The 15,096-nt window shown below is 46.7% G+C and carries 12 protein-coding genes and 1 other RNA gene; all 13 read right to left on the minus strand.

Annotated elements, in window-relative coordinates:
• Positions 1 to 14: 14 nt before the first annotated feature.
• Positions 15 to 1,277 (minus strand): cell division protein FtsA, encoded by a 1,263-nt coding sequence (gene ftsA / locus R8O70_RS03120; RefSeq protein WP_005372946.1) that lies wholly within the window; start codon positions 1,275 to 1,277, stop codon positions 15 to 17.
• Positions 1,270 to 2,052: a cell division protein FtsQ/DivIB gene (locus tag R8O70_RS03125; protein ID WP_005387393.1), complete on the minus strand. Its 783-nt coding sequence runs from the start codon at positions 2,050 to 2,052 to the stop codon at positions 1,270 to 1,272. Before R8O70_RS03125 ends, ftsA begins: the two co-directional genes overlap by 8 nt.
• Before the next feature lie 192 nt (positions 2,053 to 2,244).
• Positions 2,245 to 3,702, minus strand: a complete 1,458-nt coding sequence (gene murC, locus R8O70_RS03130; protein WP_064353623.1) for a UDP-N-acetylmuramate--L-alanine ligase — start codon at positions 3,700 to 3,702, stop codon at positions 2,245 to 2,247.
• Between the two features lie 23 nt (positions 3,703 to 3,725).
• Positions 3,726 to 4,793: an undecaprenyldiphospho-muramoylpentapeptide beta-N-acetylglucosaminyltransferase gene (gene murG / locus R8O70_RS03135; protein WP_318184051.1), complete on the minus strand. Its 1,068-nt coding sequence runs from the start codon at positions 4,791 to 4,793 to the stop codon at positions 3,726 to 3,728.
• Complete coding sequence (gene ftsW, locus R8O70_RS03140; protein WP_193837548.1) at positions 4,780 to 5,988, minus strand: cell division protein FtsW; 1,209 nt, start codon at positions 5,986 to 5,988, stop codon at positions 4,780 to 4,782. Before ftsW ends, murG begins: the two co-directional genes overlap by 14 nt.
• 18 nt (positions 5,989 to 6,006) lie before the next feature.
• Entirely contained in the window at positions 6,007 to 7,320 is a 1,314-nt protein-coding gene (gene murD, locus R8O70_RS03145; protein ID WP_213917035.1) for a UDP-N-acetylmuramoyl-L-alanine--D-glutamate ligase, read from the minus strand.
• Positions 7,321 to 7,359: 39 nt separating this feature from the next.
• Complete coding sequence (gene mraY, locus R8O70_RS03150) at positions 7,360 to 8,442, minus strand: phospho-N-acetylmuramoyl-pentapeptide-transferase (protein ID WP_005372931.1); 1,083 nt, start codon at positions 8,440 to 8,442, stop codon at positions 7,360 to 7,362.
• A complete protein-coding gene (locus tag R8O70_RS03155) occupies positions 8,442 to 9,806 on the minus strand; it encodes a UDP-N-acetylmuramoyl-tripeptide--D-alanyl-D-alanine ligase (protein ID WP_005387401.1) in 1,365 nt (454 codons plus the stop codon). Before R8O70_RS03155 ends, mraY begins: the two co-directional genes overlap by 1 nt.
• Positions 9,803 to 11,284, minus strand: coding sequence for a UDP-N-acetylmuramoyl-L-alanyl-D-glutamate--2,6-diaminopimelate ligase (gene murE, locus R8O70_RS03160; protein ID WP_318184052.1), 1,482 nt, complete (start codon positions 11,282 to 11,284; stop codon positions 9,803 to 9,805). Before murE ends, R8O70_RS03155 begins: the two co-directional genes overlap by 4 nt.
• A 62-nt stretch (positions 11,285 to 11,346) precedes the next feature.
• Positions 11,347 to 13,140 carry a penicillin-binding transpeptidase domain-containing protein gene (locus tag R8O70_RS03165; RefSeq protein WP_086046525.1) on the minus strand — a complete coding sequence of 598 codons (1,794 nt, stop codon included), beginning with the start codon at positions 13,138 to 13,140 and terminating at the stop codon, positions 11,347 to 11,349.
• Positions 13,137 to 13,454, minus strand: a complete 318-nt coding sequence (gene ftsL / locus R8O70_RS03170; RefSeq protein WP_005372920.1) for a cell division protein FtsL — start codon at positions 13,452 to 13,454, stop codon at positions 13,137 to 13,139. Before ftsL ends, R8O70_RS03165 begins: the two co-directional genes overlap by 4 nt.
• A gap of 5 nt (positions 13,455 to 13,459) precedes the next feature.
• Positions 13,460 to 14,410: a 16S rRNA (cytosine(1402)-N(4))-methyltransferase RsmH gene (rsmH, locus tag R8O70_RS03175; protein WP_005372918.1), complete on the minus strand. Its 951-nt coding sequence runs from the start codon at positions 14,408 to 14,410 to the stop codon at positions 13,460 to 13,462.
• A gap of 176 nt (positions 14,411 to 14,586) precedes the next feature.
• Positions 14,587 to 15,017: RNase P RNA component class A (gene rnpB, locus R8O70_RS03180), an RNA gene on the minus strand.
• Positions 15,018 to 15,096 lie beyond the last annotated feature (79 nt).

The following is a 15,096-nucleotide window of genomic DNA, read 5'->3' on the forward strand; positions in this document are numbered from 1 at the left end:
TCCTGCAACTCAGGTTAAAACTCTTTTTGTATCCAGTTACGCAATTTATCGAAAAAGCCAGTTACAGATGAGCGTTTAGGTTCATTATAATCGCTATCGTCGCTAGACTGCATGTCTCTTGCGTAATGAAGTAATCCAACTGCCGTAGAATGGTACGGCTCTTTTACATAGTCAGTTAATCCGCTGACTTCGAGCGGTTTGCCGACCCTTACTTGATTGCGGAATACGCGTTCCGCACATTCTACCACTCCGTCCATTTGCGCAGCACCGCCGGTGAGTACAACTCCCGCAGCCAGATGGTGCTTGATACCCTCTTCGCGCAATTTTGCTTGTACAGAGTCGATAGTTTGGTTAACCAGTCCCATAAGCTCAGAGTAGCGTGGCTCAATCACTTCTGACAACGTTTGACGTTGCAGGCTACGTGATGGTCGTCCACCTACGCTTGGTACATTAACCGTGTCATCCTTACTGACCAGTTCACTCAAAGCACAGCCATATTTGACTTTTATTTCTTCAGCATCGCTCACTGGCGTGCCAAAAGCAAAAGCAATATCACTGGTTACAGCATTTCCTGCGTACGAAAATACTTCTGTGTGACGTAACGCACCGCCAGTCCAGATGGCCACATCCATCGTGCCGGCGCCAATATCAACCACACAAACTCCAAGCTCTCTTTCATCCTCGGTGATTACTGCATTACTAGCAGCAAGCCCAGAAAATACGAGTTGTTCTACTTTAAGGCCGCAGCGTTCTACCGCCTTAATAATGTTGCGTGCCATGTCATTATGGCATGAGATAAGGTGGACACTCACTTCCATTCTTACCCCAGATAAACCAAGCGGATTTTTGATTCCTTCTTGGTAATCAATGGTGAACTCTTGCGGGATCACATGAAGAATTCGCTGTTCATCACCGATTTTAATCGATTTTGCGGTATGGATAGCGCGATCCATGTCTTCTTGAGACACCTCTTCATCAGAAATCGTGCCCATACCTTTTTCAATTCGGCTTGCGATATGCTTACCAGACAACGAAATGAAGACTCGGCTGATCTGGCACTCTGCCATTAATTCAGCTTGATCAATTGCACGTTGTACTGATTTTACAACCGACTCCAAATCATTCACGCCACCTTTATCCATGCCGCGTGAGGGGCTACTACCTGCGCCAATAATATTAATTTGACCGTCTGGTAAAACCTCACCCACTAGAGCCGATACGGTTGCAGTGCCTATATCAAGACCAACAATAATGTTGTCATCAGCGGCCTTAGTCATCTGTACTCTCTTCTAACTCTTGTTCAGGAAACCAACCAACTGCGGCTCCTGTATCGTACCTAAGATCGATATAACTGATTCTTTGCGTGTCACTGCCAAGCTTGTTATAGAGCTTAAAAAAGCGCTCTATACGCTCAAGAAGAGACTCTTTACCGAGCTCTAATCGAATACCGTTATCAAGGATGATTTGCCAAGCTCGTCGCTCGTTTAATACCAGAGACGATATCGCTAAACCCAATTGCTGAAACTTAGGACTCAAATCACGGTAAGTCTGTAAGACTTCCGGTCCGCTATCTTTGGGTCCGTACAGCTTCACTTTTTCTTCTTGCAACAGAGCAACATCTCCATCAAAAACGAACCCGTTTTTATCTAACAGTTCGTTGCCATTCCAAATGGCTTCTGGTTGATGCTCCGTCAAAAAAACTTTTACTGTATCCGGCCACTGCTTTCGGATTGCAGCATGCGCTACCCATGGCAGAGCTTCGACACTTTGCTGTAATACATCAATATCCTGGGACATAAATGTACCGATGTGATCAATTCGACTAAATGCAGCCTGCACATCGTCAGCTTGGACATACTCCAGTTTCCCCTGAAGTACTATTTTGGAGAGAGGTAACCTTTGGTCATCCCACATCCAACTGATCGCCGCGTACAAAACAGAACTAATTAAAGTCACAACCACAACGAAAAATAACGCACCCAAGATTTTTTCTTGGCGACCACGGTTGTTACCCGTGTTTGGTCGCTCGTCATTCAGTGCAATATTCAACAACGTCTTCGTTTCCTGACTTTTGTCGTGTACTTTTTACCCATATAATTACGCAGAGGTAAAAGTCTTGACTTTAACCTTGGGATTATACTGAGCTCTTGTAAACTATCAAACACTGATAGCAATAAATCACAATGATATTGACGCAAAATCGAGATCTGAGTCTTTATCTGTCCTTCGCATCAACAATATGTGTCAGCCAAGCATCTTGTTTATATTCAATTTAAGACCTGCCAGCTGTTTCGCCACTTTACCAATATCACCCGCACCTTGCGTTAAGATTAGGTCGCCGTCTTGTATAACGTTAGCTAAAACTGAAGGTAATTGCTCGATTTCTGGAACAAAAATCGGATCTACCTTGCCTCGGCTGCGAATTGTGCGACATAAAGCGCGTCCATCAGCACCTGCAATCTGCTTTTCACCCGCTGCGTAAACATCCAGCATGATCAATACATCCACCTGTTCAAGCACATTCGCGAAATCATCGTATAAATCACGAGTACGGCTATAACGGTGCGGTTGGAAAATCATCACCAAACGCTTGTCTTGCCAACCACTGCGTGCTGCATTAATGGTTACATCCACTTCTGTTGGATGATGGCCGTAATCATCAACAAGCATTGCATGGCCGTTGCCAGTATCAAACTCGCCAAGGTGATCAAAACGTCTTCCCGTACCTTGCGTACCAGCCATTGCCTTTAGGATCGCATCGTCTTCAATGTCATCTTCAGTAGCAACCGCAATCGCAGCAGACGCATTCAATGCATTGTGACGACCTGGAATATTCAGCGTGATATCTAAGTTAGCTCGCCCTTTACGTACTACCGTAAATTTGCCTTGCTGCCCCTCTTGACGATAATCTTCAATACGTACGTCGGCATCTTCAGAAAAACCGTAAGTTATCACTTGACGACTAATACGTGGGATTAACTCTCGAACCACAGGATCATCAATGCAAACAATTGCTTGGCCGTAAAACGGTAGATTATGAAGGAAATCGATGAAGGTTTGCTTTAAGGTTTCAAAGTCACCACCATAGGTATCCATATGATCGGCTTCGATATTGGTAACAATGCTCACCATTGGTTGCAAGTGCAGGAATGACGCGTCACTTTCATCTGCCTCTGCAATTAGAATACGACTCGAGCCTAGACGCGCATTTGTACCTGCGCTTTTCACCAAACCGCCATTCACAAACGTTGGATCAAGACCGGCTTCAGAATAGATTTGAGTGACAAGAGCGGTCGTCGTGGTTTTACCGTGTGTACCCGCAACGGCAATACCGTGACGGAATCGCATCAATTCAGCCAACATCTCTGCGCGGCGTACAATAGGGATGCGTAATTCACGTGCCGCCATCACTTCTGGGTTTTCTTCGTTGATCGCCGTTGACACAACAACCACACTTGCTTTTTCTACATTACTGGCTTGATGACCAATAAATACCGTCGCACCTTTTGATACCAAACGCTCTGTCACAGCGTTCTCTGATAGATCAGAACCTGTGATTTGGTAGCCTTCGTTCAACAGCACTTCTGCAATGCCGCTCATGCCCGCACCACCAATACCGATGAAGTGGATGGATTTCACGCGGCGCATCTCTGGCACCATTGCGCGAATCTGAGCTAAGTCTTGTGTATGTTGGATTGTCATCAATTCTATTCTCAATAATTCGGTTAACGCTTTTCGGTCAAAGCGACAATGGCTTGTGCGACAACTCGGTCAGCATTCAATTTTGCAGCGCCACGCGCTTGCTCAGCCATTGTAAGTAAAGCTTGGCGATCCAATTGTTGGATCTGCTGAGTCAGAGACTCAACGGTTAAATCTGGTTGTTCAATCATTTTCGCCGCGCCGCAATCCACCAAGTGGTCTGCATTAAGTGCTTGCTGGCGGTCTTTGTGCATGAATGGAACAAAAATAGCGCCTACACCTGCCGCCGAGACTTCAGAAACGGTTAACGCTCCAGAGCGACAAACTAAAAGGTCAGCCCATGCGTAAGCTTCTGCAACGTCATCAATGAATTCCATTACTTCTGCATTTACCACACCATTAGCTTGGTATGCTGCATTCACTTCTTCGGCGGCACCTTTGCCCGCTTGATGACGAACATAGTAATCTTCGCCCAATTTCGACATCACTTCTGGCAGAGTTTGGTTAAGAATACGTGCGCCTTGGCTGCCACCCATCACCAAAATGCGAATTGGACCTTGGCGCTCTTGCATGCGCTCAATTGGCGCTGCTAATTGAGTCACATCTTCACGAACAGGGTTCCCAACCACTTCGGCATTTGGAAAAGCGCCTGGGAAAGCCTGAAAAACCTTCTTAGCGATTTTCGATAACCATTGGTTCGTTAAACCTGCTACTGCATTTTGTTCATGCAGAACAACAGGAATGCCACTCATCCAAGCGGCAATACCGCCCGGGCCGCTAACATAACCGCCCATACCAAGCACTGCGTCTGGCTGCCAGCGTTTCATGTGAGCACGAGCCTGCATAATGGCATTGATAATTTGAAATGGTGCTGCAAGAAGACGTTTAACGCCTTGACCTCGTAACCCTTTCACTTTGATAAAGTCGATTTCAATGCCATGTTTTGGCACCAAATCCGCTTCCATTCGATCCGCCGTACCTAACCAACGGATCTCCCAATCTTGCTCTTGAAGCTGTTTTGCTACCGCCAAACCTGGGAATACGTGACCGCCAGTACCACCAGCCATCACCATCAAACGTTTATTTTGTTTCATTAGCTTGTTGTTCTGATTGTTGTTCTGATTGTTGTTGCTCGCGTTTCAAGCGGCATTCGTAATCGATACGCAGTAGTATGGACACTGCGACGGACATAATTATTAGACTAGAACCACCATAACTGATGAGTGGAAGTGTTAAACCTTTAGTTGGAACAATACCGGCGGCAGCTCCAACATTAACCAAGGTTTGAAACGCAAACCAAATACCAATTCCGAAAGCCAGATAACCTCCGAACATTTCGCCTTCTTCAAATGCACGCTTGCCGATGTAAACCGCTTTTAGCACCAAGCTAAAAATCAGCATTAAGACCAGCACTACGCCTACGAAACCAAGCTCTTCAGCAAGTACGGCAAACACAAAGTCGGTATGCGCTTCTGGTAGATATTCCAGTTTTTGAATTGAGTTACCGAGACCTTGACCGAACCATTCACCACGACCAAACGCCATCAAAGACTGAGTCAACTGATAGCCACTGCCAAATGGGTCTTCCCACGGGTCAAGGAAGGAGGTTACTCGTCGCATACGGTATGGCTCGACGAGAATCAAACCTACCACAGCGCCGATACCTGCCACCATCAAGGCGAGAAACTGGGTTAGTTTTGCACCTGCGATAAAAAGCATGCCAAACAGCGTGACCAGCATCACGACGACCGTCCCCAAGTCTGGCTGACCAAGTAGTAATACTGCGAAGAAGGCAAACACCATGATTGGCTTCATAAAGCCACCAAAGAACGTTTGTCGTACTTCGTCTTGCTTTCGAACTAAGTAACCAGACATGAAGATAAACAGCGATAGCTTCGCGACTTCCGCTGGCTGAAGGTTAAACAGCCCAAGGGGAATCCAACGAGACGCACCATTAACCGACTTACCCGCCAAGAGCACGATGATCAACAGTGCGAAAGAAGCCCAAAGTAAGTAATGGCTCTTCTTAAACCACTCCTGCAAAGGCACTTGCAAAATAACAGCGGAGGTCCCTAACGCCAGCACGAGAAACGTCGCATGACGAAACATAAAGTGGAACGGCTGTTCCGTTAATCGAGAGCTGATTGGAAATGATGCAGAGGTTACCATGACCAAACCAGTCAACATCAAACCCAGTGCAATCCACACTAACTGACGATCAAACATCGCCTCTGGGGCTGGATGCTTGAGCCAATTGCCAATACTGCGTTTAACGTTACCTAAACCCACGAAGTGTGTAACCTTTAATTATGCATATTTCTGAGCAAGAGCAGCGAAAGCATCACCTCTTGCCATAAAGTTGTCGAATTGATCAAAGCTAGCACATGCAGGAGACAGCATCACCATATCACCTGGTTTTAACTGCGAAGATACTTGTTGAATCACATCTTCCATAGTGTCGAAACGTATTGCAGATTCATGCAGTGGCATAAATTCATCGCCATCAGCGCCAAAGCAACACAGTTGCAAGTTAAGCGTCGCGAAGATCGGTTTTAATGGCGAGAAGTCAGCACCTTTGCCAACACCACCAACGAGTAAGTAGAGCTTGCCTGTCGATTCCAAACCAGATAGCGCAGCCATAGTGCTGGCAATATTAGTTGCTTTAGAGTCATTCACCCATTTGACGCCTTGATTATCCGCAACCACCTGGCATCGGTGTGTCAGTCCCGTGTAATTTTTAAGTGCATTCAATGCTTTGTGATAGTTTACGTCCGCAGCTTTTAATAGCGCTAAAGCAACCAGAGCGTTAGATAAGTTGTGCTTACCAACCAACTTAAGCTCATCACTTGCGACAACTCGTTGACCGTGATCGAGCAGCCAAGTACGGTTGCCATCCACCTCGAGACCAAAGTCCTGATTGTCGCTGCCAAATGTCACCAATGGCATCTCTGCGTCTGGGAAGGTTTCTTGATCATCACGGTTCACGACTGCAAGAGCAGCATGGTTAAAAATACGCAACTTAGCTTGTCGATAGTCAGACATGCCTTGATAACGATCCATATGATCTTCAGAAAGATTCAGAAACGCAGCGGCTTTGAGCTTTAAGCTTGACGTCGTTTCTAACTGGAAGCTCGAGAGTTCGAGTACATATAGGTCTGCGTCTTGTTCTAACAAATCCAGTGCAGGCACACCGATGTTACCACCAACGCCAACATCCAAACCTGCAGCCTCAGCCATCACACCTGTGAGGTCGGTTACTGTGCTCTTACCGTTTGAGCCCGTAATCGCAATCACCGGTTTCTGCACCGCCCAAGCGAATAACTCGATATCACCTACTACTGCCGTACCTTTTGCTAATACGGCTTGGATCTCTGGTGTCGCTAGCGCAATACCAGGGTTGGTCACGATAAGATCCGCGTCAGAAAGCCAGTCTGTATTCCAACCACCACTATGCAGTTGAACATCTTCCGGCAAGCGCTCTGCACCCGGAGGGTTTACGCGAGTATCAATGACTTTGACCACAAGCTGTGGCTGATTTTTTCTTAGGTGTTTAACGACAGAGAGCCCGGTAATACCGAGCCCTACGACGACAACACTATGTATGTTTTGCCAACGTTCCATATTTGATCACACTGTAAATCTTGTTCTTGGAAAGTGCGATTAACGCACTTTCAATGTCGCAAGACCAATCAGAACAAGAACCATAGAAATAATCCAGAAACGCACGATTACGCGAGGTTCTGGCCAACCTTTCAATTCGTAGTGGTGGTGAATCGGTGCCATACGAAAAATGCGCTGACCACGCAGTTTGTATGAACCCACCTGTAGAATTACCGACAGCGTTTCCATCACAAACACACCGCCCATGATCACCAACACCAACTCTTGACGAACGAGAACAGCAATAGTGCCTAACGCGCCGCCAAGCGCTAGTGAGCCGACATCACCCATGAACACTTGTGCTGGATACGTGTTAAACCACAAGAAACCAAGGCCTGCACCGACGATTGCTGTACATACGACAACCAACTCAGAAGCATGTGGTAAGTATGGTATATGAAGGTATTCAGAGAAGTTAACGTTACCGGTCGCCCATGCAATAACCGCGAAGCCTGCTGCAACAAGAACCGTTGGCATGATTGCCAAACCGTCTAGACCATCAGTCAGGTTAACCGCGTTACTTGTACCTACAATGACAAAGTAAGTCAGAATGATATACATCAAACCAAGCTGCGGCATGATGTCTTTAAAGAATGGCACCACTAGCTGAGTTGCTGCTGTGTCTTTACCGTAAGCATACAATGCGAAAGCGACGACAAACGCGATCAACGACTGCCAGAAGTACTTCCAACGCGCAATCAAGCCATCGGTATTTTTACGTACCACTTTACGATAATCATCAACAAATCCGACCGCACCGTAGCCAAGTAAGACCGTAAGTACCGCCCATACGTAAGGGTTGGATAAGTCTGTCCATAGCAAAATCGTGATTGAGATGGCCGCTAAGATCATGATACCGCCCATTGTTGGGGTACCACGCTTACTAAAGTGAGATTCAGGACCTTCGTTACGCACTACCTGACCAATTTGCAGCATTTGCAAACGCTTGATCATGATTGGTCCCATCCATAATGACAGACCTAGAGCGGTTAATACGCTTAGGATTGCTCGAAAAGACAAGTATTCAAACAATCGGAAAAAAGACAGGTATGGCTGTAGCAGCTCGGCAAGCCAAATAATCATTAATAATACTCCTTCAAAGCAGCAGCGACTTCAAACATACGTGCACCGTTCGCTCCTTTCACCAATATCGTATGGTTTTCAGGAACGGCTTGGTCTAGATGCTGCTTGATGTATTCAATCATCTCTTGGTGCGTCTCAAAATGAATGCCTTGGCAAAGATCACTGATCACCTTGGCGTCTGCACCATATGTGAGAACATGTTCAAATTTTTGTGGGGCAGCATGTTCCCCGACTTGACGATGAAGTGCAAGACTTTCCTCGCCCAATTCCGCCATATTACCTAAAATCAGCCAGCGTTGACCTGGGAAAGCGGCCAATAAATCAACTGCCGCTTTCATGGCTGGCACGCTCGCGTTGTAGCTGTCGTCAATCAATTTTATCTTTTCGCTCAGCGCTTCAACCTCGACGCGACCTTTCACTTTGTTCAAATGTTTAAGGCCAGCACGAACCTCTTCTAATGTGGCGCCCATTTGTAACGCAATAATAGAAGCAGCGATCGCATTCGCAACGTTGTGTTGACCTATAATACCCAGAGACAGTTCAATTTCTTGTGAGCTTGCTGCGATATGTAAGTCAAAGCTTGCTTCACCTGCGGCGTTCAATACGATGTTAGAAGCGAAGAAGTCTGCATCAGTATTACTTTGTGAAAAAGTAATGACTTTCTTATCTGCTAACACTTCATCCCACTTGGCTTCACCATTGCTGTCTAGGTTAACAATCGCAATACCACCAGCTGAAAGGCCTTGGTAGATTTCACCTTTGGCTTGTTTCACGCCATCAATAGAACCAAAGCCTTCAAGGTGAGCGGCGGCTACATTGTTCACTAACGCGATATCTGGTTTTACTAACTGAGTCGTGTAAGCAATTTCACCTATATGGTTAGCACCAAGCTCAATCACGGCATAATCATCATCCTGCTGTGAGCGCAATAATGTCAACGGAACACCAATATCATTATTGAAGTTACCCGCCGTGAATAACACTTTGCCTTTCAATTGCAGGATACTCGCAACCATTTCTTTTACGGTCGTTTTACCGCAACTTCCGGTGATGGCAACGGTAGGTGTTTTGCATGCTTGATGCACCCAAGAAGCAAACTCGCCCAATGCAAGTTTGGTATCCGACACCACAATTTGCGGCACATTCACATCTAAGCGTTTTTCTACGAGTAAAGCACCGGCACCTGCATCTACCGCTTGTTGGCAAAAGTTGTGCGCGTCAAAGCGCTCCCCTACTAACGCGACAAATAGAGCCCCACGATCAATCGTTCGTGTATCAGTAGAAACCGCGTCGATAAGTAGATCGTCGCCGAATCGCTCGCCACGAGTGATGTCTGCAATTTGAGATAACGTTACTTTGATCATGAGGTCAATCCTAAAAGTTGCATTGCGGACTCGCGGTCGGAGTAAGGAATCGTTTCGCCATTACGAATCTGATAATCTTCATGGCCCTTCCCTGCTAACAAGATAATGTCGTTTGACGAAGCATTTTCAATGGCATAAGACAGTGCTTTGAAGCGGTCATGCTGAACAATCGCTTCAGCAGGTTTTGACAGCCCAGCTAACATGTCTTTCACAATCTGAACCGGGTCTTCGCTGCGTGGGTTATCGTCAGTCAACACCACTCTGTCGCCTAGACGCTCTGCAATTTCCGCCATCATTGGGCGCTTACCTGCATCGCGATCGCCACCACAGCCAAAAATAGCCCACAGCTGGCCTTCACAATGAACTCGTAAAGCTTGCAGCGCTTTTTCTAAAGCATCAGGAGTATGGGCATAATCGACCACGACTTTGGCACGATCCTCAGTTTGGAATAACTCCATTCGGCCGAGTACAGGTTGCAGTTGACCTGCGGTTTCGAGTAACGCTTGTTTCTCTTTACCTAAGCTTAATAAGGTCGCAAAAGCGAGCATTAAGTTGGTTGCATTAAACTCACCAATCAATGGCGCGTGCAATTTACCTGAGCCAAACTTACCATCGAACTTAATAGTAATCCCTGACTCCGCGTAACTGACTTCCGTCGCCCAAATTGCGCTTTCAAATTCAGTGTTCGCCTTGAGCGAAACAGCGATCGCATTACTTAACTGCGACGCCCATTGATGACCTACTTCATCATCAACATTGATAATGGCACGTTCACATTGGTGTTGCGTGAACAACCCAAGCTTTGCATTGGCATACTCTTCCATCGTGCCATGATAATCTAAGTGGTCACGACTTAAGTTAGTAAACACGCCCGCCGCAAATGATAATGCTTTGACACGACCTTGCGTCAGGCCATGAGAAGATACTTCTAGCGCGGTGTATGTGGCTTGTTGATTTGCGAGAGAGGAGAGCGTTTTCTGAATTTCAACGGCATTCCCCGTTGTATTCGCAGCTTGTTGCAAGTTATTGAGGAAGCCATTTCCTGTTGTTCCCATTACCGCCGCTTTATGGTCAAGCAGTTCTAGCCATTGCGCTATTAACTGGGTAATGGTGGTTTTGCCGTTGGTGCCGGTGACACCAATCAAATCCATATCAGGGTAAGCATAGATCTTTCCAGCAATTGCGGATAAACGTTGGTCCAACCTATCAATGTAAATGACGGGAACATCATCAATGATTTCCACCGTACCATGTGTTTTGACATCGCAGGCTTGCGCAAGGGCTGCATTTGCACCTTGCTCAATTGCAGAGGCAATGAATTTACGCCCATCCACAACATGGCCAATCACTGCTACAAACGTGGTTCCAGGTTGAACTCTTCGGCTGTCGAGCTCTAATTCAGAAACAAGAACGGACGATAAGCTAGGGCAATCCACCCAAGGGGAAAGCAGCACGTCCATACTGATGGCTTTAGTCATATTTGTTCTCCGAGCTTTGGCTCAGGTTTTCTTAATTTTGTTTGCTCAGTAAACCACAGGGCTTACTGTTGGAATTTGTTTTCGTCAGGTGCAACATTGAGTATTTGTAGCGCGCCTTTCATGATTTCAGAGAAGACAGGAGACGCTACCGAACCACCATAGTAGTCATCGCCTTGAGGCTCGTTTACGATCACTACTAAAGCAATTCGCGGATCGCTAACCGGAGCAAGCCCAGCCGTGTAGGTGATGTACTCATCGCTGTACCCACCGGCAGAAGCTTTACGTGATGTACCTGTTTTCGCTCCCACTCGATAACCAGGAACTGCCGCTCTGCGAGCCGAGCCCCCTTTTTGAGTTACGGTTTCCAACATGTCTAATACTTGACGCGCATACTTCGCACTCACCACTTGGCGTGACATGTCATGATCATTGCTTTCGATAATATGAATAGGCTCGTATTTGCCAAGGTTTCCAAGCGTCGCATAAGCATGGGCTAGCTGGATTGGTGTAATTGATAGACCATAACCAAACGCAATCGTGGCGCGCTCAATTGGCGACCAACGAGTTCGTGTAGGAAAAATACCCGTCACTTCCCCAACTAGGTTTAGGCCAGAAAGCTCACCAAAACCCACTGAACTGTACAGCCCAAGAAGCGCCTCTACCGGCATTTGCATTGCTAGCTTCGTCACACCGATATTACTCGACTTTTTAAGGATCGTGGTCAAGCTCGCTTTACCTACGCGAGAGACATCTCTGACTCGACTACCACCTAAACGTAGGACACCATTACCGGTATCTACGATGGTATCTTTATCGGCTATCCCATTTTCTAAGGCGGCTAAAATAACGAAAGGCTTAATGGTCGAACCGGGCTCCATTGAGTCCGTGATCACTCGGTTACGCATTTGATAGCTTTGCCAATCGCTACGATTGTTAGGGTTGTAAGAAGGAGCATTAACCATGGCCAATACGGCGCCCGTTTTTACATCCAACATGACAACGGAACCTGAAGTGGCGCGGTGGTCCGCAACGGCTTGCTTAATCGCACGATACGCAATCGCCTGTAGGCGCTGATCGATGGTTAACTGAAGTGATTTACCTTCTTGCTTGTCTTGCCAAGCAATGTTTTCCACAACACGACCATAGCGATCTTTACGAATAGTTTTCTTACCCGCCGCGCCAGTGAGCCACTCATCGTAGCTACGCTCCACACCTTCTAGGCCATGCCCGTCAATGCCTGTTACACCGACTAAGTGAGCACTAACCTCACCTGCAGGATAATAACGACGAGATTCCGACTTAAGGCCAACACCTGGCAGCTTTAGCTCACGAATATAGTTCGCCATGGCCGGACTGACCTGGCGCTGCAAGTAGATAAAGCGACGTTTTTCATTGCGCTTAATTTTGTCTATTAACCCTTGTCGGTCAATACCAAGAACATCCGCTAATGCATGCCAACTTTTGGTCTGGCTTAGCGCGTTTTCTTTAAATATAGTGGCAGGATCTGCCCAAACCGCCTCAACCGGCACACTGACAGCAAGCGGCTCACCATTTCGATCCGAAATAATACCGCGAGCAGAAGGAATGGATTTAACACGAACCGAACGTAGGTCACCTTGTTTAATCAGGTTATCTGGCTCAATGATTTGGATGTAGGCTACGCGTGCCACCAAAAGGGCAAATGCACAAAAAACAAAAAACAGTAATAGATGGAAGCGCCAACGAATCAAGAAAGATTCTTCGACCGCCACTTTCACTGCTTTGTTATCGGTTTTCTTATCCCCCGTAGCCGCTTTCTCTTTTGCTACAGGTTTACGCTTATTGGCTTGTTTCGTGTTGGATTTTTTTCTAATCATTTGAGCGTGACAACCACTTCTTTATCGCCATCAGGTCGTTTCATTTCAAGTTCTTTTTTGGCAAGGTCTTGAACACGACTGTGTTCCGCGAGGGCAGTTTCTTCCAACATTAAGTTACGCCATTCGCTATCTAACCGTTCTCGTTCAACCAACGTGTGATCTTTCTCAGTGATCGCTTGACGCGCATGGTGGGTAGCAAATACCACTCCCATTGCCGATGCCACGATCAATAGCAACAACAGTAATGGCCAGCGACCAACGGTGAGGAGATCCGTTGCAATCAACTTAGCAAGATTAGGAGTGGATTTCGTCATAATAATTAAAGCTTTTCTGCAATTCTTAACACAGAGCTGCGCGAACGAGGGTTCATTTCAATTTCTTGTTTGCTTGGCTTAATCGCTTTGCTCACCGCTTTCATATTCGCACTACCAAGAGCACGAATTTGCTCTTCCGTCATTGGAATACCGTGTGGCACTTCAGGCCCTTTGCTCTCTTTACGGATAAAACGTTTGACCATACGATCTTCCAGAGAGTGGAAGCTAATCACAGATAAACGGCCTTCAGGAGCCAGAATGCTCGCCGCGCCTTTAAGTGCCGTATCAATTTCTTCTAACTCACTGTTGATGTAAATACGAAAAGCCTGGAAAGCACGAGTCGCAGGGTGTTTTTTCTCTTTAAAACTTTTCGGTGCGGCATCTGAAATCAATTTTGCCAGCTGACCTGTGCGAACCATTGGCTCATTTTCTTCATCTTCACGGTAGGCAACAATCGCTTTTGCAATACGGCGCGCATGTTTATCTTCCCCAAACTCGCGAATGACCCAAGTGATATCATCGAGGTCTGCTTCCATCAACCATTGAGATACTGGAACACCTGATGTCGGGTCCATACGCATATCTAGCGGACCGTCTTTCATAAAGCTAAAGCCACGCTCTGCGTCGTCTAACTGAGGAGAAGAAACGCCTAAATCCAGCAGAACACCATCCACTTTTCCAACTAGCCCATACTCTTCAGCATACTCAGCAATACCAGAAAATGGACCATGAATAATGGTGAAGCGAGGGTCATTGATTTTTCCTGCCTCAGCGATCGCTTGAGGGTCACGGTCGATACTGTACAGTCGGCCATTTTCACCGAGTTTAGATAGAATTGTCCGGCTGTGACCGCCACGGCCAAATGTTCCATCAATATAGACGCCGTCTGGTTTGATAGCTAAGCCATCAATGGATTCATTTAATAACACGGAAATATGTTGGAAGGTTTCGGTCATAGCTTTCTCGTTGAATGATCTTGAAGCGATTCTTTAGTGTACTGATTTCCTACATCATCGCCACCACAAGTCTAAAGTTAGACGTGATTTACGCCAAGTTTATTGGTAATGACATAGTTTGCGTCAATTAAATGCAAAAAACCCATCACTACTAAAAGTAATGATGGGTCTCGAATAGGTGGAGCCGACACATAAGCCGGGTTCTGTTCCGCTTGCGCGGCGGTAGCCATTCGTCTAGGCCAGCAATCACTCACTGGCTCGAGCAACCTACCCGCCTCCTTACGCGAGCAACGCAATGTGGAGGCCTATTTGGTCTTGCTTCAGGTGGAGTTTACCCTGCTACGAACTATTGCTAGTCGTCCGGTGCGCTCTTACCGCACCCTTTCACCCTTACCTGTACCCTTACGGGCCATCGGCGGTCTTCTCTCTGCTGCACTTGTCGTAGGCTTGCGCCCCCCAGGCGTTACCTGGCACCTTGCTCTATGAAGCCCGGACTTTCCTCCCCTTTGTCAGTCTCCCGAAGGACGTCAACGTCAGTCTCCCAAAGGGACTTCGACGTCAGTCTCCCGAAGGACATCAACAAAGCAGCGACTACCCAGTCAGCTCCGAGGGCGGATTGTATAGAGTTCTCACTTCAGAGTCTAGTTAGATCACAGATATGATGAAATGAATGCACTAAGTGATGA

This window comes from Vibrio sp. 779(2023), from assembly GCF_033344285.1.
GTDB lineage: Bacteria > Pseudomonadota > Gammaproteobacteria > Enterobacterales > Vibrionaceae > Vibrio > Vibrio alginolyticus.